This window comes from Haliscomenobacter sp. (assembly GCF_041740695.1).
In the GTDB taxonomy this organism is placed as follows: domain Bacteria; phylum Bacteroidota; class Bacteroidia; order Chitinophagales; family Saprospiraceae; genus Haliscomenobacter.
In genome coordinates, this window is sequence record NZ_JBGSLK010000007.1 from 56,196 (window position 1) to 81,012 (window position 24,817).

Consider the following 24,817-nt stretch of genomic DNA (forward strand, 5'->3'; position numbering starts at 1 on the left):
ATCGTTAAAATCAGTGCGCATAGCTGGTTTACTAGGCAGTAAACCGTAAATTTGCCTCAGAGCCTGTCTAAACAAAAAAATTAAACAAGCTCTCACTTATAACTTGAAAGGCACAAATTTATTTTGGTTTTTAAGAAAAAACAAACCCAGAATTCAAACTGACGATTATGGCTTTGAAGTTTAATGCGGAGCGCTGGAAGAAGTGGAGGGAGAACATCACCAAGCACTACCGCTTTGTGATCATGAATGAGGACACCTTTGAGGAGGTTGGATCTTATAAATTGACCCTGATGAATTTGTACGTATTCATCAGCACATTGCTGGTGGTGCTCACCTGTTTGGTTTTTCTGCTGATTGCGTATACGCCCATTAAGGAGTACTTACCCGGTTTTCAGCCCGTCAGCAGCAATGACCGCCGGCTACTGGAACTCACCCGCGAAGTGAACCGCATGGGTCGGGAAATGCAAGCCCAGGAGGTATACATCAAAAACCTGCAACGCATGTTGACTGGCAACCCCTTGCGGGAAGAGGACGTGCCCAAAGCTACACCCGACAAAGCACCTACCAAAGACGGGGCCAAAAAAGTAGGCATGTCGCAAGTGGATGAAGAAATGCGGCGGGAAGTAGAGCTGGAAAGGGTAGGGCAGATTGCCAAACAAACCCGGTCAGTGGGTTTTGCACCTACTGAAAAACCCATCGAACAATTGTTTTTTGCGGCACCAGTCAATGGAGAAATCAGCGCGCATTTTGACCGACAAAAATCACATTACGGGGTGGATGTACTCGCACCCCGAAATGCGGCCATCAAAGCCGCCATGGACGGCTATGTTTTTTTATCGGAATGGACCTTGGAAACAGGCAACACGGTAGGCATTCAGCACGACAATGGCATTCTTTCCTTTTACAAACACAATTCCTCGTTGCTTAAAAAAGTAGGCAATTTTGTTCGAGCTGGTGAAGCCATTGCGATCGTTGGGAACACTGGAGTACTGTCCAGCGGACCCCATTTGCACTTTGAATTGTGGCACAAGGGAAAACCCGTCGATCCCGTTGACTATGTAACTTTTTAGGCCCTTCTGTGTTTACACTTCTCTTTTTGTGGCGTTTGCAATCGGTAGAACCACTTATTTTCCTTTTCATTTTTCTTAAAAAAACCGGATATTGCAGCGTTTTAGTACAAGTCCATCGCCAAAAATCACCAAATTACACTGTCTATCAATCCTTTATCCAAACAGTTAAAGACAATACAACATTTTCATGGACCAGAATACTCAGCAGCTTAAGGCAGCTTATAATGAAAAAGGGGAATCGATCAGCCCGGTACTGCCCAATGAAGTGAAAAATTTCCTCATTGACATCGACGGAACGATTTGTGATGACATTCCCAACGAGGAACCCGAGCGGATGGTGACAGTGTTGCCTTACCCTGATGCCCTCAACATCCTGAACAAATGGTATGATGAAGGCCACGTGGTTACGTTTTTTACTTCACGTACGGAAGAACACCGCCAGGTAACCGAAGAATGGCTGAATCGCAACGGGTTTAAATACCACGGCATTCTTTTTGGCAAACCTCGGGGTGGCAACTACCATTGGATTGACAACCACATCGTGAAAGCTACCCGCTTCAAGGGTAAATTTACCGATTTGGTAGTGGAAAAACACGAAATCGAAGTATTTAAGGATTAATGGTCCTTTACAATAGGGGAGATAAAGGGAGGTAACCTGCTACAGTGTACAGGTTTCCTCCTTTTTTATTTCTGGAGAAAAAAAAAGCCGACGCAAAAATGTGCCGGCAAATAATTAATGTATGAAACTTAGATTAGCCAAGAGAATAGACCCTCATTCCACCACACACTACCAATCATATTTCATCTTTGAGCGGCCTTCAAAAAAATCTTTGCAATTTATAGACAATTTGCAGTACCATAACGAGGATTATTAGTTTGAGTTACATTTATTGGGGTAAAAAAAAGTCTGAAATCCAGATAAAAGCAGAAATCAATATGTTATGAGACTAGCTCCAAACGCCGCTCATACCGTTCTTTTACTACCTGTGCCAGGGTCTTATGCTGAATTTTGCTTTCTACCCAGGATTCAATGTCGAGAAAGATGAAGGAGCGTTTTTCAAATTCATCTTGCTTGAGCTCTTGTAGCTTTTTGCGAAAATCCAAAAACAATTTAGCTGTATCGTCCGGTCTGGCATTGATCAGACGGCGGAAAAAACTGATACTGGCCTTCTGTAATTTGCTGGTGTCCTGCATTTTACTGATAAATCGGGCCGTATTGTTGACGACATAATCCAAAAAGTCCATGTTTTTGAGGTCGTAATGCGCCATGATGAACAAAAGGCTGGCATAAGCTTGCATGTCTTCCCGCAGGGCTTTACCCGGGTGGTTCAAAATTTGATTGAGGTAATCAATGGCCTGAGCGGGTTTGCCCGCGCCCATCCACAACCAGGCAATTTTGAAGTAAAAAATCAGCAGTTTGTGTGCATCCAATTTATTGCCATATTTCCGGATACGGCGTAAGACGTGTTGCAGCGTAGCGCCAGTACCTTCCTGAAAACTTCCCTCCAAAAAATGACGATTGAAGCGCCCCTGGTGTACAAACAGAAAGGAAAGGATTTGGGAGTTGTAATTAAACTTGGGATAAACCTCTTTGCGGAATTTTTCAAAACGATCCAGGGTACGGATGAACACCGGATAATTCCGCAAATAAAACGCAGTAACCAACAATTGGTGCATCCCGATCATGTACATGTCCATGTCCATTTCGATCATCTTGGGCTCGGAGGCGTACAGGTTTACCCACTTTTCGGCGTACTCCTCACATTTGTCGTATTCCTGCAACAGGTAGTGATACCAATAATAGGCGTGGTAGACATGGATTTTTTCAAAAAAGGTATGGGCTTCCTCCTCCTGCCTGGGGAGTTTAGTCCGAAAATGATCTTCAAGCTTTGCCCGCCCTTCTTGAGTTTTGATGTGCCCCTCGTTGATGAAAAGGCGTTGCAGGGCCAGTTTAAAGTTGGACAAAAGAGCAATCGACAAATTGGTATTGCTATGGGTTTCGGATTCGACTTGTAATTCATCCATCCTCTCGGTGGTACTGCGCGTAATGTGGCGCGACTCGATCCTTTTTTCAAATTCTACAATTTCCAATTGCAGAATGTCGTGGTTGATTTTATTGGCCAGGGTTTTGGCTTTGGCCAGCAGTTTTAAGGATTGTAAATAGAGCCCCTTACCGTACAAGATAACCGCATAATCGATCCATTCCCGGATTTGGATTTCTTCGTGTTTGTGAATCTCCATCAAGCGCAGACAAGTCAGAATATGTTGGTACAAATGCCGCTTGAGGTTGGAGAGTTGGCTTTTATTCGAATCCTTGAGTTTGCGGATGATGGTTTCTTCGTCAAAGTCCTTTTGTTTTTCGAGCAAATCAAAAAGTTGCAAAAATTTAGCGTCACTTTCTCCTTGTATTCGCTTGGCATACAGGCGAAAATTGCGCTTTTCAGCCTTGGTTAGAGACTGAATCATTTCAAAAAGCTGATCTCCATGAGAGATGGGCATAACATTGATTTTTAAACAATAATGCTTTTTTTAACTGCGGTTTTTTCCGTTAAAGAGTTAACTATCAAATACTTGAAAACAGCAAAATCCGGCATCAATGTGGCAGGTTTCAGCAATCAAATTGCACTAACCTAGGTTGGTGATCACAATTGGCGGCAAAAATGCCTATCCAGACATGAAAATACGACCTAATTTTGAATTGTTCAAACAGCAAAGAGGAAACAGCGTAGTAAGCAAAATTAATCCTCTTTACTCGTTTGTTCACCGTTGGTAGTCAGGGGCAGGAACTGAGAGAAAAGGAGACCACGTCTACCCAAGCCCTAACCACCATAGTTGTTGCTGCCCTTTTTTGGGCGGCATTACTCGGTCTATTTGGTTTTCTTATTTGGATAGCAAATCTGGCAGAGTTGAAAAAGGACTGATAGTTTCCGCAAGCCCGGGGGATATTTCTCGCCGGGTTTTTGCTTTTTGTACAAGTTTGTCGCAAGCTACACTACAGATCACAACAAAGTATCCAATCGAAAACAAAAGTAGTTTTTTTTCGTTGGGAAAAAAAGCATTAATACCATGAGAATACTAATGGTTTGCCTTGGTAACATTTGTCGTTCACCCCTGGCGGAAGGCATTTTGAAAGACAAGGTGAAAAAAGCCGGTCTGGCCTGGGAAGTAGATTCTGCGGGAATAGGCGACTGGCATACCGGAGAATTACCTGATAAACGTTCTATATCCACCGCCCGGCAGTACGGCATCGACATCACCGATCAACGCGCCCGCCAAATCCGCAAAGAAGATCTACTCCACTTTGACCTCATCCTGGCCATGGACGATTCCAACCTGCGCCAAATTCAATTGTTGGCCAAACAGGTGCAAAATCCCAAGTCCCAAGTCGAAATGATCCTGAATTATTTAACCCCTGGCAAAAACCAATCGGTGCCTGATCCTTATTATGGCGGGCTGGATGGTTTTGAAAAGGTGTTTCAGATGCTGGATGAGGCAACGGATAAGATTGTGGAAAGGGTGATGAGCTATGAAGTTTAATGACGAATGTTTCGAATGACGAATGACGAATTGGAGGGCAACGCGCCAAATTCGTCATTCGTCATTCGAAATATTCGTCACTTGGCACAACCATCCCACCCAGTTTTTTCTCTGTAAAAGGTCCACTTAATCTCCTGACCACAGAGAAATCCATTCGCACATGAAATCTATATTTTGGGGGTTCTTCCTCCTCCTGTTCACCAACCTATCTGCCCAAGATAGTTCAAATTATGACCCCGATAAAAAATACCATCCCGACAGTTTACAACGCTGGACGACCAGCATCATGACGGAGTTGGGGCGAAAGCACCCCGGATTTTACCGCTATACGACAAAGTCTCGCTTTGATTTCCTGATTGACTCCACTACCCAGACCATCAAAGACTCTTTGAATGAATTGAGTTTTTACCGAAAAATAAAGCCCTTGTTTGCCCAAATTGGCTGTTTGCACACCGGGGTAAGCCTTTCAAAAGCCTGCAACAATTACCTCGACAGCACCTCAACTTTGCTCCCATTTGAAGTATTTATTGACAAGGACAAAAAAGTTTATGTAGTAAAAAATTATGCTCCAAACTCCTCCATTCCCTTAAAAGCTGAAATCCTTGCCGTCAATGAGCAGCCCATTGGCGAGATTCTCCACACCCTGATCAAAGCCATTCCAGCTGACGGGTACAATGAAACCGAAAAAATCCTGCTCTTGAACCACCGCTTCGCCTTTTGGTACCAAACCATGATCGAGCTAAGCGAAAATTTCACGATCCACACCACATTTCAGGAAAACGAAGCAACGCATGTAGTCAAAGGAGTAAACAAAGGCCTATTTCCCACCCTAGCCTCACTGGAATCGGCAAATGTCAAACAGTTGAACCTCGACATTGTGGACAAAACGGGCATTCTCACCATTCATTCCTTTGCCAAATCGGTGATTAAAAAAAATGGTCAGCGCTTCAAACCATTCATCAGGACCACTTTTACAGACTTAAAAAAACAAGGGATTGAAAATTTGGTCATCGACCTTCGCTACAACAGTGGTGGAACCGATGGGAATGCAGCTTTGTTGGCCTCCTATTTTTTTGATCAACGATTCAGGTATTGGGAAAAAATTGAAGTCACCGAGGCGGTGGCCAAGGAGATCAAGGGAGTGTACCGGCTTTTTTTCAAGAAACCAGAGCAACAGGATTCGACCTATTTGTGGAAAAAGACCTGGGTGACCAGCGAGTTCGATTATTACCAGGTACAAAAACCGGCCAGGCATAACTTTAAAGGGCAAACCTACCTTTTGACCAATGGGCTGTGCATGTCTTCTTGCAGTGACTTTACCGCCATCCTTGCACACAACAAAAAGACGCTGGTGATCGGACAGGAAAGTGGCGGTGGATACCAGGGCAATACCAGTGGCATGATGCCCACAACCAGCATTCCTACTGGACTAAGCATATCGGTTCCGCTGCAAAAATACACCAATGCGGTCGATCCCAAGATCAACTTCGGACGGGGCACAATCCCTAATTACATCCTGTACCCAAGTGTGGAAGATTGGATGAATAAAAAGGATGTGGAGTTGGAATTTGTATTGAAATTGATCAATAGCAATTAGACCTGTCAAGTGACGAATTTTCCGAATGACGAATCCACCCGGCACTTCGGCTTCGCTCAGTGACCGGGTGGATTCGTCATTCGGAAAATTCGTCATTCAACTAATTCGTCATTCCACAAACGCTTTCTGCAAAATATTCTCTTGCTGCTGATCATGGATTTTTTTGAACCCAACTGCCGGTGAAGCACTGGCTCGGCGCGAAATGCGCTGTAAGTTGCGATCAGTTTCCCAATTCAATTTCATGTATTGCCAGGCGCCCATGTTGGCTGATTCTTCCTGCACCCAAAAAATTTCAGCTTTTGGTGAGCGCTTAAGGATTTCAGCCAGTTGGTTTTCAGGCAGCGGGTACAATTGCTCAACCCGGACAATGGCCACATCTTCACGGTTCAGTTCACGTTTGCGTTGGGCCAGGTCATAATATATCTTTCCCGAACAGAACAAAAGCCGCTTGATGTTTTTTGCATTCTTGCTGTTCACCGTAGGGTCATCGATGACTTCCTGGAACGCCTTCCCTATTTCAAAATCTGCTACAGGTGAAACACATTCTGGATGGCGCAGCAAAGACTTGGGCGACATAACCACCAGAGGTTTACGGAATTCCCAGGCTTGTTGTCTGCGCAAGAGGTGGAAGAAGTTGGCCGGAGAGCTGATATTGGTAACCACCATATTCAAATCGGCGCAACTCTGGAGGAAGCGCTCCAAACGGGCACTCGAGTGTTCGGGCCCCTGGCCTTCGTAACCATGAGGCAGCAGCAAGGTCAGCCCCGACATGCGGTGCCATTTACTTTCACCTGCTGAGATGAACTGGTCGATGATGGTTTGCGCACCATTGAAGAAGTCGCCAAACTGCGCTTCCCAGATCACCAGGTTATGGGGGTCGGCCAAAGAATAGCCAAACTCAAAACCCATTACCGCAAATTCAGACAGCAGCGAGTTGTAAATGCGGAACTTGCCCTGATTCTCACTGATGTTGTCCAGGCGATTCAGCTCTTCGGTGGTTTTGGCATCCCGCAATACTGCATGGCGGTGGGAGAAGGTCCCCCGCTTGACGTCCTGACCACTCATTCTGACATCTTTGCCTTCCATCAAAATGGAGGCGTAGGCCATTAGTTCCGCAGTCGCCCAATCAATCAAGCCTTTGGTCAACAACTTTTTATTGTTTTCCAACAAACGGCTAACCTTTGGGATGGGACGGAAGTGCGAAGGAATGGTATTGAGATGGTTGAGAATAGCTTCCACCTGCGTTTTTTCAATCCCCGTTGCTGGTGATTTCAGGAAATCTTCAGCTGTGGCATGGCGCAATTTTTTCCATTCCTCTTCGGGCTCCTGTAAGTTATAAGGTAGTGGTCTTTCTTTGACGTCGTCCAAACGCGCTTGTAAGTTGGCCCAGAAGGTTTTTTCCAGGTCATCCGCCAATTGCTTGGATAATTCGCCCATTTCGACCAGTTCTTTCATGTAGATCTCCCGGGGATTGGGGTGTACGCTGATGGCCTGGTACAGGTCGGGCTGGGTGAACATTGGATCATCACCCTCGTTATGGCCATGTTTGCGATAACATAGCATGTCAATGAACACATCAGAATTGAATTCCTGGCGATACTCCATGGCCATTTCAACGGCATAAAGTAGCGCTTCAGGATCATCTCCATTGACGTGAAACACCGGGGCAGAAATGACGCTGGCAACGCCCGTACAATAGGTTGAAGAGCGGGCATCGTCAAAATCCGTGGTAAATCCAATCTGGTTGTTGATCACAAAGTGGAAGGTTCCTCCAGTATAGTAGCCCTTGAGATTGCTCATCTGAGCTACCTCGTATACGATACCTTGTCCGGCAATAGCGGCATCTCCATGGATCAGAATGGGTAAAATGCAATCGTATTCGCCCTGGTAAAGCCGGTCGGCCTTGGCGCGGGCATAACCCTCCACGACCGGATTGACTGCTTCCAGGTGGGAAGGGTTCGGCGTTAATTCGAGTTGTACATCTTTTCCGGTCGAAGTAACCACTTGGGAGGAATAGCCCAGGTGATATTTTACGTCCCCGTCTCCAAAGCTTTGGTCAGGGATTGCGGTACCTTCAAATTCCGTAAAGATGTGCTGGTAGGTTTTTTTCATGATGTTGGCCAACACGTTCAAACGTCCACGGTGAGCCATGCCAATGATTACCTCTTTCACGCCCATTTCTGCACCTTTATTAATGGCAGCATCCAGGCCTACAATGGTGCTTTCGCCGCCTTCCAGCGAAAAGCGCTTTTGACCTATATATTTGGTGTGGAGGAATTTTTCAAAACCTACCGCTTCGTTCAATTTTTCCAGGATGCGACGTTTTTTATCCAGCGGAATGTTGTAGTGTTTTTCCGGGCGGCTTTGCTCAACTCTGGTGCGGAGCCAACGGCGCTTTTCCCGCTGCTGGATGTGTTGAAACTCAAACCCGATATTGCCGCAGTAGATGCGTTTCAGGTGTGACAGAATATCCCGGAGGGTAGACGGCTTGTCCAGCCCGCATTCCATAGCAGCATAAAAGACCGTGTCCAGATCGGCATCACTAAGGTTGAAGTCGGTAATGTCCAATTTGGGTTTGCGGTCGACCCGTGGCCTTACTGGGTTCGTAGTTGACAATAAATGGCCTCTGCCCCGATAGGCAGTGACCATGGCCAGCACCTGGAATTCCTGGGGATTAAAAACCGAAGATGGCTTGGTGCCATTGCTTTTTTCATGCCCATTGGTGGTGGTATGGGCGTAATCAAAGCCTTTGAAAAAAGAGGCCCAGGAGCCTTCAATTTGCTCGGGATTGTTTTGATATTGCTCGTACAGCGAATCAATGTACGCCGGGTGAGCATTGGCAATGAAGGAGAAATCGCTCATTGGGTGATCTGTTTTTGAAATATGCGCGCAAAAGTACAACCTATTTAGGTCTTTGGATAATCTTAAACGAAAAGGTTTTTTTAAAATTACCTTTGGACTTTCCAAATGAATAATTATCTTTGCGCTCCAATTGTTCAGTAGTATTATTAATTGTGAAAAGTTTTAGTAATGGCAAACCATAAATCGTCTGAGAAGCGTATCCGTCAAGAGGCAAAGCGTCGTTTGTTGAACCGCTACTACAAGAAGACTACTCGTACGTCTATCAAGAAGTTGCGCAGCATGAAGGACAAGACGGAGGCGGTAGGTTTCTTGCCAAGAGTGATCCAAATGATCGACAAACTGGCAAAGAAAAACACTTGGCATAAGAACAAAGCAGCCAACCTGAAGAGCAGCTTGATGAAGCACGTTGCTCACTTGGGTTAAGCTTATGACATACCCCCGGTCTCTATTGATCGGGGGGCTTCTCTCCTGAGCGTGTTTAAATCAAAGAAAGAACAAATCTACGAAGCCGCCGCGCGCCTGTTCCGGGACAAAGGATACCAGGCCACCTCTATGCGCGACCTGGCCAAGGAAGTAGGCTTACGCGCTTCCAGTCTCTACAATCATTTTCCATCCAAGTCTGACGTTCTCCGCGAAATATGCACCAATAATGCTCAGCGTTTCCTTTCTGGCATGTTGGAAGTGGAATCCCTGCAAGTGAGTGCTACCGAAAAACTCACCCGTCTGATTCGTTTGCACATCCAATTGTCGCTCGAAGACGTCACCTCCGTCACTGCCTTCAACGATGAATGGCGGCACCTGGAAGAACCCCACCTGAGTGAATTTTTACAATTGCGCAAAGATTACGAAAGCCGTTTTCAAGCGATCATTAGCACTGGGGTGGCGAGTGGGGAGTTCAGACCAGTCAATCCGCTGATTTTGTCGTATACCTTGTTCTCGTCATTGCGCTGGTTGTATGACTGGTACAAGCCTGGGAAAAAGATTACGGCGGAGATGCTGGAGGAAGAGTTGTTGGTGATTTTGATGGAGGGAGTGAGGGTGTGAAAGCATAATGTCTACTTTACAGTAAACTTAAGTCCTCTGGAGTCCTTGACCTCAATGGCAACAAATGTAGAATCGTTTAAAATTCCTGTAAAATCAACACCCCTAATTTCAGGAACCATGTTTTTTATTTTAGCGTAATCAGCATGCTCATCAAATTTGATCACATGATTCCAGGCTTAATCGTCAAAATCAAACTCTAGCTCTCCCCCTCCTAAACTTTTACTAATTTTTTTATTCAAAGATAGTTGAAAATCGATTAAGTAGCAAAGCTCTCTGCTGCGCATCTCATTACTCGCCATTCGGCCATGCAAGTATATAGTTATGGCAAGTAATTTTGACGCATTATTTGCCATAAGTGCTTACAAGTGTATGGTTATGGCGAATAATGCCATTAGACACCCACTACGGCAAGGTCGATAAGTTCTGTTCTTTCGCGCAACGGGAGCCCCGCTAGGGGCGCGATATGGGTAGAAAACAACCGCCCGGTGGTTTTCCCGAGTCCCGTAGGGACGTGACGTGGGTATCTAATGGGGGATGATACCCATATTTCGTCCCTGACGGGACTTTGGAAACATCGGGAATCACCGATTGCTACCCAAATTTCGCCCCTAGCGGGGCTGACCACCTTGCTCCGACCAGAACCGGTCGCTCTATTGAGGGCAGCCACATAGGGCTGCCACATAGGGCTGCCCCTACGAACTCATTCCCAACAAATCCCCTACCAATTCCTGATCCTTCACCAATTCCTCCAATTTCTTCGGCACCCGGAAACGGGAACCATGTTTCGCCCGCAGGTACTTGCACCGCGCCACAAAAGCCTCCAGGCCATAATCTGCGATGTACTGAATGGTGCCGCCTTTAAATGCTGGGAAACCCCAGCCGTAAATACTACCCAAGTTGGCTGCCGCGATAGAGTTGATGACTCCCTCCTGCATGCACCAAACCGCCTCCAATACCTGTGAAATCAACATCCGATCGATGAGCTCCTGGCGTTCGAAGGTACTGAGTTGAGGGCCGAAATGGGTGCTCAGTTCCGGCCACAAGTGGCGTTGCCCATCTTCGGTGTATTCATAAAAGCCCGCCTTTTTGTGACGACCGGGGCGGGCGAGTTCCTGCAACATCTTGTCCAGTGCCTCCACAGCAGGGTGAGGGATGTATTTGGGTCCGTAGTGCTCTCCGGCCTGGCGCTCGTAATTGAGCACGAGGTTGAGGCCCAGGTCGTCGGCCAGGGCGAGGGCACCTTTGGGCATTCCGGCCTGGCGGCCCAGGTTTTCGATCAGGGCGGGTGGGTACCCTTCCTTGAGCATGGTGATGCCTTCCAGGATGAAGGTATTTTGCACCCTTGCGGCGTAAAAACCCCAGTCGTCCTTGACGATGATGGGCGTTTTTTTGATGGCTTTTACAAAATCGAAGGCGCGGGCTACCGTTTCTTCGGAAGTACGGGCACCCCGCACAATTTCCACCAAAGGCACTTCATCGGCCGGGTGGAAAAAATGCAAACCCACATAATTATCGGGGCGCATGGACACTTCGGCCAGTTTGGTGATGGGAATGGAGATGGTATTGCTGGCCATAAAGGAGTATTCGTCCATAAAGGCTTCGGCTTCCTTGGTGACTTTTTGTTTGACCATCGCGTTTTCAAAAACGGCCTCAATGACTAGATCGCAGGTTTCAAACTCGCGGGGGTCTTCCGTGGTGATGATGCGTTTCAACAATTGGTCTCGCTCCGTGTTGCTCATTTCGCCACTTTGCACCAGCGGATTGAGTTTGTTCCGGACATATTCGCGGCCTCGCTCAGCAATCAGTTTGGATACGTCTTTCATCACCACATCCAGGCCGTTGCGCAAACAAGCGTAGGCGATACCCGACCCCATCATCCCTCCTGCACCAATCACCCCCACTTTTTTGGGCCGAAACTTGCCAAAACCCCGCGGGCGATTCAAGCCGTGGCGGATGTAATTGCTGTCGAACCAAAAGGCTTTAATCATGTTCTTGCACTGCTTGCTCATCACCAATTGGGTGTAGTAGCGGCTTTCTATACGTTCGGCGGTATCAAAATCTACTTTAGAGCCTTCGGACAGTACGTTCAAGATGGCTTGTGGTGCCGGGTAATTGTGGTGGGTTTTAGCAGCCAGGCGGGCTGCTTCGGCGCGGATGAAATTGGCTGCAGGGGCATCTTTGGCCGAACCTCCGGGGATTCGTTCGCCATGTTTGTCCCAGGGGCGGCGACCTTCTTTGTTGTTGAGGAGCCAGGTTTTGGCCATTTCCAACATTTCTTTTTGGTTGGGTGCCAAATCGTCGATGATGCCAACCCGCAAGGCCTCTTGGGGGGAATACAACTGGCCACTACTCACGATATGATTGGCTTTTTCGATGCCCAACAACCACATCAAACGGACAATCCCACCTCCGCCAGGAATCAAACCCAACTCCACTTCCGGCAAACCCAGCACAATGCGCCGATCATCCACAGCGATGCGGTGGTGGCAAGCCAAGGCTACTTCAAATCCTGTGGCAATGGCACTACCATTCAATGCTGCAACTACAGCAACCCCCGGGCTTTCGAGGTCGCGCAGGAATTTTTTCATTTTTTCACAAAAAGTAAATACCTCCGCTGGGTCATGGGTTTGGTATAGATAATCCAGGTCACCACCCGCCAGAAAAGTTTTTTTCCCGGATGTTAAAATGACACCCTTCAGTGCGCCACGTTTTTTATCCGCCTTCAATTGTTCCAAAACGGGAACAAAAGCCTCGAAGATCTCGTGATTGATCACATTCCGGGGTCGCCCTTTCATGTCGAGGGTGAGGGTGACAATGTTATCGGTATCTTTTTTGTAATAAATCATATCGTAAAATTTCGGGGGCAACCGCAAATGGGCAACCACGTAGGGTTGCCCCAACGTCAAACCCGTTCAATAATCGTCGCCACACCCATGCCACCGCCGACACAAAGCGCAACCAAACCCGTTTGTACATCCCGGCGTTCCATTTCATCCAATAAGGTGCCCAGCAAAATTGCACCTGTCGCCCCCAATGGATGCCCCATGGCAATCGCGCCACCATTCACATTTAACCGTTCGTGCGGAATATCCAGGTCGCGTTGAAACTTCAGTACTACAGCCGCAAAAGCCTCATTGCATTCCCAAAGGTCGATGTCTTGGGCTTGCATTTTGGCGCGTTGCAGGGCTTGTTGGGCGGCTGGCCCAGGGCCGGTAAGCATCAAAGTAGGTTCTACACTGGCATTGCCGATGGAGAGGATGCGAGCGCGTGGTTTTAAGCCCAGCGCTTGGCCTTTTTCTTTGCTGCCCATCAACACTACTGCGGCTGCATCTACGATTCCGGAAGAGTTGCCCGCAGTATGCACATGGTTGATTTTTTCCACTAAAGGGTACTTGTGCAAGGCCATTTCGTCGAAACCTAAGGCACCCGTCGCGGCAAAGGAAGGGCGAAGGCGTTGCAGGGTAGTTGCATCGGTATCGGGCCGCGCATATTCATCGTGATCCAAGATGAGCAATCCGCTGCGGTCGTAAATTGGCACCAGGGATTTGGCAAAATAACCCGCCTGCATGGCTTCGGCAGCGCGTTGGTGGCTACTCAGGGCAAAGGCATCCACGTCTTCCCGCGAAAAACCTTCGATGGTGGCGATCAGGTCGGCGGAGATGCCTTGGGGAATATAATCGGCGCGATTGATCAATTCGGGGTCGTACATCAACGGGCCAGCGTCACTGCCCATGGGTACGCGACTCATACTTTCGAGCCCACCAGCTACCATCAGGTCGCTCCAGCCAATTTTGATTTTTGCGGCAGCCAAATTAATGGCTTCGAGACCGGAGGCACAAAAACGATTCACGGTGAGCCCACCTACATTCTGATGCCAACCCGCGTGAATGAGTGCTGCCTTGGCGATGTTGAAACCTTGGTCATCGGTAGGGGTGACGCACCCAATGATGGCGTCATCTACTTCTTTCGTATCCAGTTGATTGCGCAGTCGGAGCTTTTCCAGGGCGGTGCCCAGCAAGTCCAGTGGTTTGACTTCGTACAATGATCCGTTGGTTTTTCCACGACCACGCGGGGTACGCAGGGCGTCGAAAATAAAGGCATCGGACATGGGTTGGTATGGTTTTGGGCTAAAGTTAGTGCTTTTGCCCAAAACCATACGATTTTCCTTGGAGAAGATACAGGCTGACTAAGCAATATATCTAAGGTGTTTCTTCAGTGTCTTAGGTTTCTTAGGTGGTGAAAAAAGAAAATGGCCCTGCTCTGCAGGACTTTCTTTCACCACCTAAGAAACCTAAGACACTATAGAAACACCTAAGCTTTTTTATTTCAGCTGCGTGTTGCTCACGAAAGCAATCCGCTTGCTATCCGGCGACCAGGAAGGCACATTGATGGTGCCCTGTCCACCGTACACATACGCAATATTCCGGGGAATGCCACCACTGGCTGGCATCAGGCGCAAGTAGATTTTTTGGTACCAGGGATGCTCAGTTGGGTTGATTTCCACAGGGTAGGAGAGGTATACGATCCACTTGCCATCGGGCGAAATGTGCGGGAACCAGTCGTTGTACTCATCAAAGGTTACCTGTTCCTGCTGGCTGCCATCGGGTTTCATGCACCAGAGTTTCATGGTTCCGGTGCGTACGGAGTTGAAATAAATCCATTTGCCATCGGGGGTGTATTCCGGGCTATCATCGAGGGTGAGGGTGTTGGTCAGTTGGGTTTCTTTTTTCGTGGCAATGTCGATCGACCAAATGTCGTACTGTTTGTTTCTTTGGCCCGTAAAGATCAAACTTTTGCCATTGGGCGACCAGCCGTGGAGGTACGAATGCCCTGATTCGGGTGCGGTGATGGCCACCGGATTGTCCGAACCCGTGATGGGTAAGGTAAACAGGGTCGAAATTCTGGTCGTACCCATGTGGTTGCTGATGGCGATGTTTTTTCCATTAAAAGAGAGGACGTGGTCGTTGTTGTTATTGGTGGCAAAACCTGAATTCAACTTGCTGATGGTACCAGTGGCCAAGTCAAAGTTGTACAACAAACCTTCGGAATTGTAGATCAAGGTTTTGCCATCCTTGGTCCAATTCGGAGCCTGGAGAGAATTGGGGGCGGAGTGGAGAATTTTGCGCAAGCCAGTTTGTACTTCCATTACTTCGATGTGGCTGCCGAGGTAATCCCGATAAGGCCGGAAATCTTTCGCGGCTGGAATGGTGATGCGCACATTGCTGAAAATGGCTTTTTCAAGCACTTTATCTTCGTGGGAGCAGATGAAAATCCCTGCGAATACTTCTTCCCCTAGCTCTATCTCCTTGCTGACCGACTTGTAATTTTCCCCAAATACGGCTGCCGAAAAGATGAACTTGTTGCCAATGCGCTGCAATTCGATGTCGGTAGGGTGAAAAACCGATAGTTCCACTTGTTCCGTAATGGCACCGTCGCTGGAGCGGTATTGGAGCGAAGTCAGGTCGTCGCCGTGGACACAGGCATCGGCGTAACGCGAGTCGGTCGTGAGCTTGTCCCGGGCGATGATGCCAAATTTGCGGTGTGGATTGGTGCCTTTGCCGATAAACTGCACGCTGGCCGAAATGATAAAATCACCCTTGATTTTTTTCCACAAAAAATGAAATTGATCCGCTTTGTCCCACATGTTGATGCCCGCACTTTCTACAGTGTATTGCTGGGTTTCGGGATTGTAAGTCGCCGAGCCTTTCATGCTGGGGTTTCCTACATCTTCGTGGTGATCAAATACCCCCAGTTTGTCTTGCGCGATTACGTTGAGCGAAAAAATGCAGAGTGTGAAAAAGAATACAGTTTTCATGTTGTGTCGTTTATGGTTAAGCCTGTTTTGTCTACAGTACAAGGGGCTTAGTTTTCCCATTGAAAAGCAAAATACTCACAAGCCTCTTTGCCCACATTGATCAAGGCATGAGGGATGTTGGAGGACAAAAAGACAACATCGCCTACTCCAGCTGGATAAAGTTTGCCATCAATGTGCATGTTTACCTCACCTTTGAGGATCAATATAATTTCTTCCTTGACGTGGGTATGGGGTGCGTGGCTATCGAACCCCGCCTTGAGCAGGGTGGTGTGCATTTCGTGCTGGCGCAATTGCGAGGTAGCCCGGTCGAAGTAGTTGCGCCGTTCGCCCTTACCCGTATCGATCACGGCCAGTCCTTCCCGCTTGACAAAGATGGAGCCTCCCGCTTTATTGCCCCTGACCATATCCATCGTGCGCCAGGATTTGAAGCGCAAGATGTAATAAGTGGCGGGTGTTTTGCCCGCATTTTCGATACCGTGCATGTCCTCTGGCATGATCAGGGCTACGCTACCTGGCCCCAGAACTTCACTTTTGTCATTGATGCTGACCTTCACCTGGCCTTCCCGGACGATGATCAACTCTTCCTGATCGGCGTGTTTGTGGGGGGGATGTGGTGCCTTGCCGGGTTTGAGGGTACTGGCGTGGATTTCAAAATGGCTCAAGGCAAAGGTATGGCCCAGTAAAACTGGCCTGCGCACCCGATCCTTTTCCTTTTTGGTTTCGAGTTCGCCCCAGCGGTGAACTTTGGATAAAAGGGTATCCCCTGATTGGGCCATCAAACCCAGCGTATGAAGACTGAAGAGGAGGAGAAATGCTTTTTTCATGTTGATCGGGTTAGGGACTGTTTAACATGAGTCATCCCGAATTTTTGGGATAACAAACCGCGAAAGCGGTTGAATTTATAATAGCCCCGGTCGTCCGGGGTCATTTTGGTAGCAAAAGGTTTCGCAACCGCGGATGCGGTTGAATTTTTTGCTCAATTGTGTTCAACCACTGCCGTGGTTGCCGCCAATTTGACCCAACTATTTACCCCGGACGACCGGGGCTATTATAAATTCAATCGCTCCGCGATTAGGTTTATGCCCGATTTTGGCTTTCCAAAAATTCGGGATGACTCATGTTGACCCTTACTTAAAGAATCTGTACCGTTTTTAAGAGTACATTACTCGTGGCGCTTTGTTTTTGCTTTGGCTGCCCGCCGCCCAGGCTGATTTCCAGCTTGCCTTTGGGTTGATAACTCTGGCCTTTTTCATCGAGCAAGGCACATTGTTCTGCGGAAAGGGTAAAGGAGACGGTTTTGCTTTCTCCTGCTTTTAAAGCGATGCGTTTGAAGCCTTTTAAAGCCCGGATTGGCGCCTTGCCTTTTGCGTCAGGATAGGCCAGATAGAGCTGAACCACTTCTTCGCCATCCTTTTTGCCCGTGTTTTTGACCGTTGCACTAAGGGTAATGGGCTGCCCGGATTTTATGGAAGCAGGTGCCTTCAAAGCGCTGTATAAAAAAGTGCTAAAGCTCAAACCGTAACCAAATGGGTACAAGGTTTCCCCTTTGAAATAGCGGTAAGTCCGATTGCTCATGTCGTAACTTTTAAAATCGGGCAGGTCACTATCACTTTTGTAAAAGGTCACTGGCAAACGCCCGGCGGGATTATAATCGCCGAAAAGGACATCGGCAATGGCGGTGCCTGCGCTTTGGCCGCCATACCAGGCATTGAGAATCACTGGGATGTTTTGTTGTTCGTAGGGTAGGGCAATGGCGCTCCCGGTCATCATTACAAATACGACGGGTTTGCCACTGGTTTTGAGTTTTTTCAAAAACTCACTTTGGATTTTGGGCAACAGAATTGAAGTGCGGTCGCCCCCATCAAAACCGGGGAAATTCACCTGCATTTCTTCTCCTTCCAACTGTGGCGAAATACCACCGACATACACAATCACATCGGCGTCTTTTACTTTATCCACAATGGCGTTGAGGTTCGACTGGGCAAAAAGCCCGGCGCGCAGGTGCACGTTGGCCTTGCCTTCACCTTGCCAGTACTCCAGCATGAGTTTGTACACTTCGTCTTTGCGGGTATCCAGGCGATACGTTCTGGCACCCCAACGGTTGCGCACCCAGGCATTGAGCACTTCTTTGTCGTTGACCAAAAAACGATACCCATCGTCGGCTTCTACTTCAAAGGTGATGTAGCCATCTTTGTCCGCTTTGAACTGGGTGCTGTAGCGCGCTGAAAAATTGTAAGCCCGGATCGTTCCCTCCACTGCTTGACCTTCCTGCCACAAGTGGTCTACTTCGGCTTCCATCTTGGATGTTTCGGGATTTCCTTGCAGGGTGACGTTGTTGAAATATTCAGCTTTAAAACCCGCTTTGCCTTCCCAACTGTACTGCTTGCTTACATCGGTATAGGTCAATAAGGTGTCATTGGTAAAGTTGATGGCTTTTTCATAAATGACTTCCACATCTTTGCCAACTTTGTTTTTGATGCCCTGCAAGGCGGTCACAATCTCGGTAGGGATGCCATTGTAATTGCCCAACACGGCAATGCGGTTATCGGCGTTTGGACCCAACACGGCAATTTTTTTGATGCTTTTACTCAGTGGGAGGACATTGGCTTCATTTTTTAACAAAACCATCGATTGTCGCGCCATTTTTAAGGAATGAGCCTTGTGCTCAGGTGCCTCTAGGACGGATTGGGGTGTTTGGGCGTATTTCACCATTGAAACAGGGTCAAACATCCCCAAGCGATACCGGGTCATAAACAAGCGGGTCAGCGACACATCCAATTGGCTTTCTTTGATCATGCCATTTTTCACCCCGTCTATCAGTGATTTGTACACCGCCGTGCCACATTCTACATCGGTGCCGTGCAGTACAGCGTCAACTGCCGAGGTGGTGGCATCAGGATGGGTTTTGTGGTATTTGAAAAAATCATCGATGGCCCAACAATCGCTGGTCACGTAACCCTTGAATTTCCATTGATTGCGCAGAATATCGGTCATCAGGACATCGCTTCCGCAGCAAGGTTGCCCGTAAAAAGCGTTGTAGGCGCACATGACTCCTTCAACATTGGCTTTGGTGATCAATTCTTTAAAGGCAGGTAGGTAGGTGTCCCAGAGGTCATAATCCGTTGGGTTAAAATTGTCGGAATGCCGCGAAGGTTCGGGGCCACTGTGTACCGCGAAATGTTTGGCGCAAGCGGCCGCCTTGAGGTATTTGGGGTCGTCACCTTGTAAGCTACGCACAAAAGCTCGCCCCAACATGGCGGTCAAAAAGGGATCTTCTCCATAGGTCTCTTGACCACGGCCCCAACGGGGATCCCGGAAGATGTTGATGTTCGGTGTCCAGTAAGTTAGTCCCAGGTAGCGCTCGTTGTTGCGGCCCAGCGCTGTGGCTTTGTTGAACACCGCGCGACCTTCCAGGGCAGAATAATGGGCCATCTGGGCCAGAGAACTCGTGTCCCAGGTGGCCGCCATCCCAATGGCTTGTGGATATACAGTCACACGAAAAGGAGTGCGAGCTACACCATGCAGTACTTCATTCCACCAATCATAGGCTGGAATGCCCAAACGGGGAATGGCGGGCGCGGCATTGAGCATTTGGCCCACTTTTTCTTCCAAACTCAGGCGAGTAACCAGGTCTTTTACCCGTTGCTCAAAAGGCAGACCAGTATCCCACATGGGATATTCTTTGTAGCTCTGGGCATGGCACAGGTTGAGCGCACATACCGCTACGAGTACGAATAGTTTTTGCATGTTTATAGTTTGTAAAAACAAAATCGAAGTAAACAAAGATAATAAAACCAAAAACTTATGTCGGAAATTTTGGCATATTTCCACTCTTTTAGCCCAAAAAGAGGGACGATTTTAAGCAAGGCTAAAAGGCTGGACTCCTACGCGCAATAATTTTTTTATGCTCAACACTTGCAATAATTAATTTTGCCCTTTATCTTTTCAGGGACATTTGGAAGTGACTTAACATTGTTTCACCAAAATCTGTGCTCGCATCAAGTTGCAGGCAAAGAAACACCAATTGCTTTGCGCTTTTTGCTACAAACACGCAGAGTCATGAAAAAAAAAGAACCAAAAAAGAAAACCGGCGGTCGTCAGTACGATGACACTGAATTTGTCAAGGACAAAAGCAGAAAAAACATGGGACCCTCCAAGGAGAAGCCCAAATACAATAACCCTAAAAAATGGCTATTGGATGCTGACGACGGCGAAAATTAAGTGATCAAGGGTCATTCAATTCATCTTTCATCCCACCCATCCATGACCGATGATTGAATGATCCTTGACTTCGCGATCTTGCGGATTTTTTGCGTGGGAAAAAGTAACCCATACGTACGTACGCTTCTGGTTTTTTCTGCGTACTTTTCACCCCAGTTAACCATAACATCCAACTACCAATGATCCTATCTGAAGTACTGCCACCTAAAGCAGCTAAGCTTGTTCACCCAGGTGAGTTTGAGGCACATCGGCATTGGTACCCCAAAGCGCTCAATGCGACCATTCATCCCATGGTTCTTTTTTTCCTCAACCTCAGCCGGGAAAGAATGATCAGTCGATATTGTCACCTACATCCTGTAGTAAAAGCGGAAGCGCTGGCAGAACTGCTTAATTATAAATGCAAACATTTCCTTTGGGCTGGTGCCGATTTGCTCAATGTGACCTCGGCCAGTGCACGCCGCCAGATGGTCATCATTGAAAACAATTCATGCCCTTCGGGTCAGAAATCTATGCCCCTTACCGATGACCATCAAGAACAAGGTGGCTATCGTCTGCTCATTGAACGCAGCTTCAAACCTTTTTTGCAAAAAAAACGCACCGGCGTGCAAGGGGCTTTGGCCGTTTTGTACGATAAAAACTACATGGAAGCTTCAGGATATGCGGCAGTGATTGCGGATGTGATGAAGGAAGATGTATTTTTTGTACCCTTTTTCAATGAGGATGCCAACCCGCCCGTGCGCTACAATGCCGATGCTCAAATGGAGGTTTTGGATGAAAAAGGGGAATGGCACCTGATTCGGGCTGCCTTTCGCTACGTTACCCAACGCCCCTGGAACCGCCTGCACATGAACACCAAAACCCGCATCTTCAATCCGGTGGTGGCTTGTTTGGCCGGAGGCCGCAACAAGATGGTTGCCGCCAAAGCCTACGAGCAATTCAACACTGAATGGGAAGATCAAGGGCTGCGCATCAACATCCCTCAAACCATCTGGGATGTGAGCAAAGAGGCCATTCCCCAAGCAGTGGCTGATATGGGCGGTCAGGCAGTGGTGAAAGTTCCGTACAGCAATGCCGGGCAAGGAGTGTACACCATTGTGAATGCGGAAGAATTGGCCGCGTTTATGGCCGAAGAATCTTCTTATGACCGTTTCATTGTACAAAGCTTGATTGGCAATTACAATTGGAGTTCAACCACCTCTTCCGGGAAATTGTACCACGTGGGGACCATCCCTACTGCCAACGGCAAAACTTATGTAGCGGACCTGCGCATGATGGTTAGCTCTACCGAAGAAGGTATTTTACCCCTCTGTGTATACGCCCGCCGGGCGCGAAAACCGCTGGAAGACATTCTGGAAGAGGGCTGCGATTCCTGGGACATGCTGGGCACCAACCTGTCCATCAAAAACCCGGATGGCACCTTCGACAGTGACACCAATCGATTGGTCTTGATGGATCGACGAGATTTTAATAAACTGGGGATTGGGCTGGATGATCTCATTGAAGCCTACATTCAAACGGTGTTTTCCACGGTCGCCATCGACAAAATGGCGCAAAACCTGGTCAATGCCCAGGGGCGATTCCGAATGAAATACTTCAAGTCGATCAACAATGATCCTTCCCTGATTGAAGAAATCGTACTATGAACCCATTTGCCCAAACCGATACACATACCGAAGTCATCCGCCGTCTCGACCTGAGCAAAGTGCCCCAAGGCAGCATCCGTCGATTTTGGTTGCACCTCATTTCCGATGGGATGGGGCTACCTGTGTATATTCCGGTCATTGTGGCAAGGGGGCGCAAAGATGGCCCGGTACTTGGCATTACTGCCGCTATTCGAGGGAATGAAATCAATGGTATCCCTCTGATACAGCGCTTTTTTCAGGAAGTTTCCCTCGACGGTTTAGCAGGAACGGTGATTGGAATACCCGTAATCAATATCCCCTCCTTGCTCATCAAAGAGCGGAACTTTACCGACGGTACCGACCTCAATCGGGTGATGCCCGGGCGGGCCGATGGCAGCAATAGCCAGGTGTACGCTTTTCGTCTGGTGGATCGGATTGTGCGTTATTTTGACTACCTGTTGGATTTGCATACTGCTAGTTTTGGTCGGGTAAATGCCCACTACATCCGGGCTGATTTGGATGATCCGATTTGCCGGGAAATGGCCATTTTACAAAATGCCCAGGTCATTGTGCACAACCTGCCTTCGGATGGGTCACTGCGTGGTGCCGCCGATTCCCTGGGGATTTACGCAATTACCTTGGAAGTGGGCAGCCCCCATACTTTTCACAAAGGTTTCCTGCGCTCGGGTTTGACGGGCATTTACAACTTGCTTTGCCAACTACAAATGACCGAGGGCGCGATTGAGTTGCCTGAGGCCAGACCCTATATTTGTAAAAACTCTTACTGGATTTATTCCGATTCGGGGGGGATTTTAACGGTAGCTCCCAATATTGGAGAATTGATTTACGCAGGCGAAACCATTGCCACTCTCCGCAACATCTTCGGTGATGTGATCAAAGAATACACTGCACCGGAAAATGGCATCGTCATTGGTAAAAGTGTAGATCCCATCAACCAGACGGGTGGGCGGATTATTCATTTAGGGGTTTTGGAGTGAAAGAGGCACAGGGGCATCTTTTTAAAATAAAACCAAAGCGACATTTTATTATCACAGAGAAAACACAAAGGAGCACAGAGGACACAAAGCATTGTCAACGTCTAACTTTGTGTCCTTTGGTGCGCCACGAGGCGTGCGGTAAATATAATGCAAAAAAACCTAGTGGATGGAAGAGCCACACAAGCCAAGATGCCGATCAGCTTGAAGCCGTTGTGATTGTGCTGGAGGAAACGAAAGTGCAAAAGCTCATGACGAGCGGATTCATAAGCTGCACTAGTAAGGCCTCGTTACACTGTTGGTAGTGGTCAGTCTGCCAAAGAGGATGAAACCTGCTACTCTATGGGAAGCATCGGCAAGAAGCACCATAGGGACTACCCGGGGTAAGATAGTGTTGCGTGTGAGTCAAAGGAGCCGCATGAACGTGGGAGACCCTAACGATGGCTGTCCAGCCAGTCGAGGGAGTCGGAGATGCCCATAATAGTGAAGATCCCCGAAAAGGTAAAAGCGGGAGGAGCGAAGGGGCATTACTATGAAAGGCGTACCGAGCAAACAAAACCAGTCAAAATTGAGAAAGGAGTATCAAAAGAAAGACGGAGAGTCGGAAGAAGGGGAGCTGTTCAAGAGAAAGAAGAGCGAACTGAGCGATTCAGAAAGGGTTCTGATATTGCAGCGGGGACTATATCAGAAAGCCAAGCAGGAAAAGGGATATAAGTTTTACGTGCTGTACGACAAGGTGTTCTTAGGGTATATGCTACGCGAGTCATGGAAGCAAGTAAAGGCGAACGGCGGGAGTAGTGGTATAGACGGAGTGAGGATAGAGGATGTTAAAGAACAAGGAGTTGAGGCCTATCTGACTACATTGGGGGAAGAACTACGAACGAAACAATATCGGGCGCAAGCGGTAAAACGAGTAATGATACCGAAAGCGAACGGCGGGGAGCGACCGTTAGGGATACCGACAGTGAGGGATCGGATAGTACAGACAGCATGTAAACTAATTTTGGAACCGATCTTTGAGGCAGACTTTGAGGAGAGCTCACACGGATTCCGCCCTGGGCGGAGTGCAGCGGGCGCGATGGGTGCAATAAAAGAGCACCTGGAAAGCGGGCTGGACGAAGTGTTGGATGGAGATTTGAGTAAATACTTTGATACGATACCGCACGAAAAGCTGATGATCGCGCTCAAAGAGCGCATCAGTGATCCTCGGATGTTGGACTTAATCAAACAATGGTTGAAGGTACCAATCTGGGAAGACAAACAGTTCAAGGGAGGTAAGAAGAATAAAGTAGGAACACCGCAAGGGGGAGTAATCTCGCCCTTACTAGCCAATATCTATCTACACTTACTGGATCGGATCGTGAATAACCCGAAGAGCTTGTTTGCAAGAGCGGGAGTAAAGATTGTGCGGTATGCAGATGACTTTGTGATGATGGGAAAGAAGATTGAGTCGCAAATAAAGGATAAACTCAAGGAATTGCTGAGCCGAATGGGATTAAGCCTCAATGAGGAGAAAACCCGGCTGGTAAGAGCCAAGGAGGAGAGTTTTGACTTTTTAGGATTCAGTATCCGCTACGACCGGAGTATAAGAGGAAGTAGGCCAAACTACTGGAACATTATACCAAGCCGGAAGTCGGAACAACGGCTCCGAGACAAAATCAAAGACTACCTACATCAACATGGTCATTACTGTGCAGAACAGATATGTGGCGATCTAAACCTACAACTGGCAGGCTGGCTAAACTACTTTGAGATCAAAGGAGTGAGTTACCCGGCGATGAGTAAACGAAGGTTGCGGCACTACCTGCATGAACGGCTGAACCGATACTATACTCGAAAGAGCCAAAGGAGGTGTAGGCTTTATGGACAAAAAGCCTTTGAGGTCTTAGTGGCCAAGTATGGCCTGATTGACCCGACAAAATACACTGGCAGAGGTGTTCGCCTGTGAAAGCTGATGACGAAGATCATAGGAAAGCCGTATGCGGGAAAACCGCACGTACGGTTTGACGAGGGGGAGAAGCGGCGGCGCCGCTTCTCTCTACTCTACTGAAAAT

The 24,817-nt window shown here is 48.0% G+C and carries 17 protein-coding genes; 10 read left to right on the top strand and 7 right to left on the bottom strand.

Annotated elements, in window-relative coordinates; genetic code table 11:
- The first annotated feature begins 167 nt into the window (after positions 1-167).
- Entirely contained in the window at positions 168-1,070 is a 903-nt protein-coding gene (locus ACEW9O_RS01405; RefSeq protein ID WP_373548328.1) for a M23 family metallopeptidase, read from the top strand.
- Positions 1,071-1,257: 187 nt separating this feature from the next.
- Positions 1,258-1,689 (top strand): phosphoheptose isomerase, encoded by a 432-nt coding sequence (locus ACEW9O_RS01410; RefSeq protein WP_320028490.1) that lies wholly within the window; start codon positions 1,258-1,260, stop codon positions 1,687-1,689.
- A gap of 320 nt (positions 1,690-2,009) precedes the next feature.
- Here the strand turns inward: ACEW9O_RS01410 and ACEW9O_RS01415 are convergent, their stop codons facing one another.
- Positions 2,010-3,569, bottom strand: coding sequence for a hypothetical protein (locus tag ACEW9O_RS01415; protein ID WP_373548329.1), 1,560 nt, complete (start codon positions 3,567-3,569; stop codon positions 2,010-2,012).
- Between the two features lie 567 nt (positions 3,570-4,136).
- Here ACEW9O_RS01415 and ACEW9O_RS01420 point away from each other — a divergent pair.
- Positions 4,137-4,607 carry a low molecular weight protein-tyrosine-phosphatase gene (locus ACEW9O_RS01420; protein ID WP_373548330.1) on the top strand — a complete coding sequence of 157 codons (471 nt, stop codon included), beginning with the start codon at positions 4,137-4,139 and terminating at the stop codon, positions 4,605-4,607.
- 160 nt (positions 4,608-4,767) lie between these two features.
- The gene (locus ACEW9O_RS01425; protein ID WP_373548331.1) at positions 4,768-6,204 is read left to right on the top strand and encodes a S41 family peptidase; all 1,437 of its coding nucleotides are present in this window, start codon (positions 4,768-4,770) and stop codon (positions 6,202-6,204) included.
- Positions 6,205-6,312: 108 nt separating this feature from the next.
- Here ACEW9O_RS01425 and ACEW9O_RS01430 read toward each other — a convergent pair whose 3' ends face one another.
- Positions 6,313-9,066, bottom strand: coding sequence for a 2-oxoglutarate dehydrogenase E1 component (locus ACEW9O_RS01430; RefSeq protein WP_373548332.1), 2,754 nt, complete (start codon positions 9,064-9,066; stop codon positions 6,313-6,315).
- Between the two features lie 168 nt (positions 9,067-9,234).
- On the opposite strand from ACEW9O_RS01430, the gene rpsT reads away from it, so the two are divergent.
- Positions 9,235-9,489 carry a 30S ribosomal protein S20 gene (rpsT, locus tag ACEW9O_RS01435; RefSeq protein ID WP_373548333.1) on the top strand — a complete coding sequence of 85 codons (255 nt, stop codon included), beginning with the start codon at positions 9,235-9,237 and terminating at the stop codon, positions 9,487-9,489.
- A gap of 51 nt (positions 9,490-9,540) precedes the next feature.
- Entirely contained in the window at positions 9,541-10,110 is a 570-nt protein-coding gene (locus ACEW9O_RS01440; protein ID WP_373548334.1) for a TetR/AcrR family transcriptional regulator, read from the top strand.
- Between the two features lie 692 nt (positions 10,111-10,802).
- On the opposite strand, the gene ACEW9O_RS01445 is transcribed toward ACEW9O_RS01440, so the two are convergent.
- The 5 genes from ACEW9O_RS01445 to ACEW9O_RS01465 all read right to left on the bottom strand — a co-directional run bounded on the left by ACEW9O_RS01445 (position 10,803) and on the right by ACEW9O_RS01465 (position 19,672).
- Positions 10,803-12,956 (bottom strand): 3-hydroxyacyl-CoA dehydrogenase NAD-binding domain-containing protein, encoded by a 2,154-nt coding sequence (locus ACEW9O_RS01445; protein WP_373548335.1) that lies wholly within the window; start codon positions 12,954-12,956, stop codon positions 10,803-10,805.
- A gap of 56 nt (positions 12,957-13,012) precedes the next feature.
- Positions 13,013-14,218, bottom strand: coding sequence for an acetyl-CoA C-acetyltransferase (locus ACEW9O_RS01450; RefSeq protein ID WP_373548336.1), 1,206 nt, complete (start codon positions 14,216-14,218; stop codon positions 13,013-13,015).
- 213 nt (positions 14,219-14,431) lie between these two features.
- Positions 14,432-15,925 carry a TolB family protein gene (locus tag ACEW9O_RS01455; protein WP_373548337.1) on the bottom strand — a complete coding sequence of 498 codons (1,494 nt, stop codon included), beginning with the start codon at positions 15,923-15,925 and terminating at the stop codon, positions 14,432-14,434.
- A gap of 47 nt (positions 15,926-15,972) precedes the next feature.
- Positions 15,973-16,749, bottom strand: coding sequence for a cupin domain-containing protein (locus tag ACEW9O_RS01460; RefSeq protein ID WP_373548338.1), 777 nt, complete (start codon positions 16,747-16,749; stop codon positions 15,973-15,975).
- Positions 16,750-17,056: 307 nt separating this feature from the next.
- Positions 17,057-19,672 (bottom strand): glycoside hydrolase family 3 C-terminal domain-containing protein, encoded by a 2,616-nt coding sequence (locus ACEW9O_RS01465; RefSeq protein ID WP_373548339.1) that lies wholly within the window; start codon positions 19,670-19,672, stop codon positions 17,057-17,059.
- Between the two features lie 312 nt (positions 19,673-19,984).
- Between ACEW9O_RS01465 and ACEW9O_RS01470 the strand changes: the two genes are divergently transcribed.
- From ACEW9O_RS01470 to ltrA, 4 genes are all read left to right on the top strand, one after another.
- Positions 19,985-20,146, top strand: coding sequence for a hypothetical protein (locus ACEW9O_RS01470; RefSeq protein ID WP_373548340.1), 162 nt, complete (start codon positions 19,985-19,987; stop codon positions 20,144-20,146).
- 179 nt (positions 20,147-20,325) lie between these two features.
- A complete protein-coding gene (locus tag ACEW9O_RS01475; protein ID WP_373548341.1) occupies positions 20,326-21,789 on the top strand; it encodes a hypothetical protein in 1,464 nt (487 codons plus the stop codon).
- Entirely contained in the window at positions 21,786-22,766 is a 981-nt protein-coding gene (locus ACEW9O_RS01480; protein WP_373548342.1) for a succinylglutamate desuccinylase/aspartoacylase family protein, read from the top strand. The genes ACEW9O_RS01475 and ACEW9O_RS01480 overlap by 4 nt, the downstream gene beginning before the upstream one ends.
- Before the next feature lie 565 nt (positions 22,767-23,331).
- Positions 23,332-24,711 (top strand): group II intron reverse transcriptase/maturase, encoded by a 1,380-nt coding sequence (gene ltrA, locus ACEW9O_RS01485; RefSeq protein WP_373548343.1) that lies wholly within the window; start codon positions 23,332-23,334, stop codon positions 24,709-24,711.
- Positions 24,712-24,817 lie beyond the last annotated feature (106 nt).

Excerpts from the sequence above, each read along its gene's own strand:
- ACEW9O_RS01415 (WP_373548329.1), bottom strand. The coding sequence starts at position 3,569 with ATGCCCATCTCTCATGGAGATCAGCTTTTTGAAATGATTCAGTCTCTA.
- ACEW9O_RS01450 (WP_373548336.1), bottom strand. The coding sequence starts at position 14,218 with ATGTCCGATGCCTTTATTTTCGACGCCCTGCGTACCCCGCGTGGTCGT.
- ACEW9O_RS01410 (WP_320028490.1), top strand. The coding sequence starts at position 1,258 with ATGGACCAGAATACTCAGCAGCTTAAGGCAGCTTATAATGAAAAAGGG.
- ACEW9O_RS01470 (WP_373548340.1), top strand. The coding sequence starts at position 19,985 with ATGAAAAAAAAAGAACCAAAAAAGAAAACCGGCGGTCGTCAGTACGAT.
- ACEW9O_RS01465 (WP_373548339.1), bottom strand. The coding sequence starts at position 19,672 with ATGCAAAAACTATTCGTACTCGTAGCGGTATGTGCGCTCAACCTGTGC.
- ACEW9O_RS01425 (WP_373548331.1), top strand. The coding sequence starts at position 4,768 with ATGAAATCTATATTTTGGGGGTTCTTCCTCCTCCTGTTCACCAACCTA.
- ACEW9O_RS01480 (WP_373548342.1), top strand. The coding sequence starts at position 21,786 with ATGAACCCATTTGCCCAAACCGATACACATACCGAAGTCATCCGCCGT.
- ACEW9O_RS01420 (WP_373548330.1), top strand. The coding sequence starts at position 4,137 with ATGAGAATACTAATGGTTTGCCTTGGTAACATTTGTCGTTCACCCCTG.
- rpsT (WP_373548333.1), top strand. The coding sequence starts at position 9,235 with ATGGCAAACCATAAATCGTCTGAGAAGCGTATCCGTCAAGAGGCAAAG.
- ACEW9O_RS01460 (WP_373548338.1), bottom strand. The coding sequence starts at position 16,749 with ATGAAAAAAGCATTTCTCCTCCTCTTCAGTCTTCATACGCTGGGTTTG.
- ACEW9O_RS01475 (WP_373548341.1), top strand. The coding sequence starts at position 20,326 with ATGATCCTATCTGAAGTACTGCCACCTAAAGCAGCTAAGCTTGTTCAC.
- ACEW9O_RS01445 (WP_373548335.1), bottom strand. The coding sequence starts at position 12,956 with ATGATTTATTACAAAAAAGATACCGATAACATTGTCACCCTCACCCTC.
- ACEW9O_RS01405 (WP_373548328.1), top strand. The coding sequence starts at position 168 with ATGGCTTTGAAGTTTAATGCGGAGCGCTGGAAGAAGTGGAGGGAGAAC.
- ACEW9O_RS01430 (WP_373548332.1), bottom strand. The coding sequence starts at position 9,066 with ATGAGCGATTTCTCCTTCATTGCCAATGCTCACCCGGCGTACATTGAT.
- ACEW9O_RS01455 (WP_373548337.1), bottom strand. The coding sequence starts at position 15,925 with ATGAAAACTGTATTCTTTTTCACACTCTGCATTTTTTCGCTCAACGTA.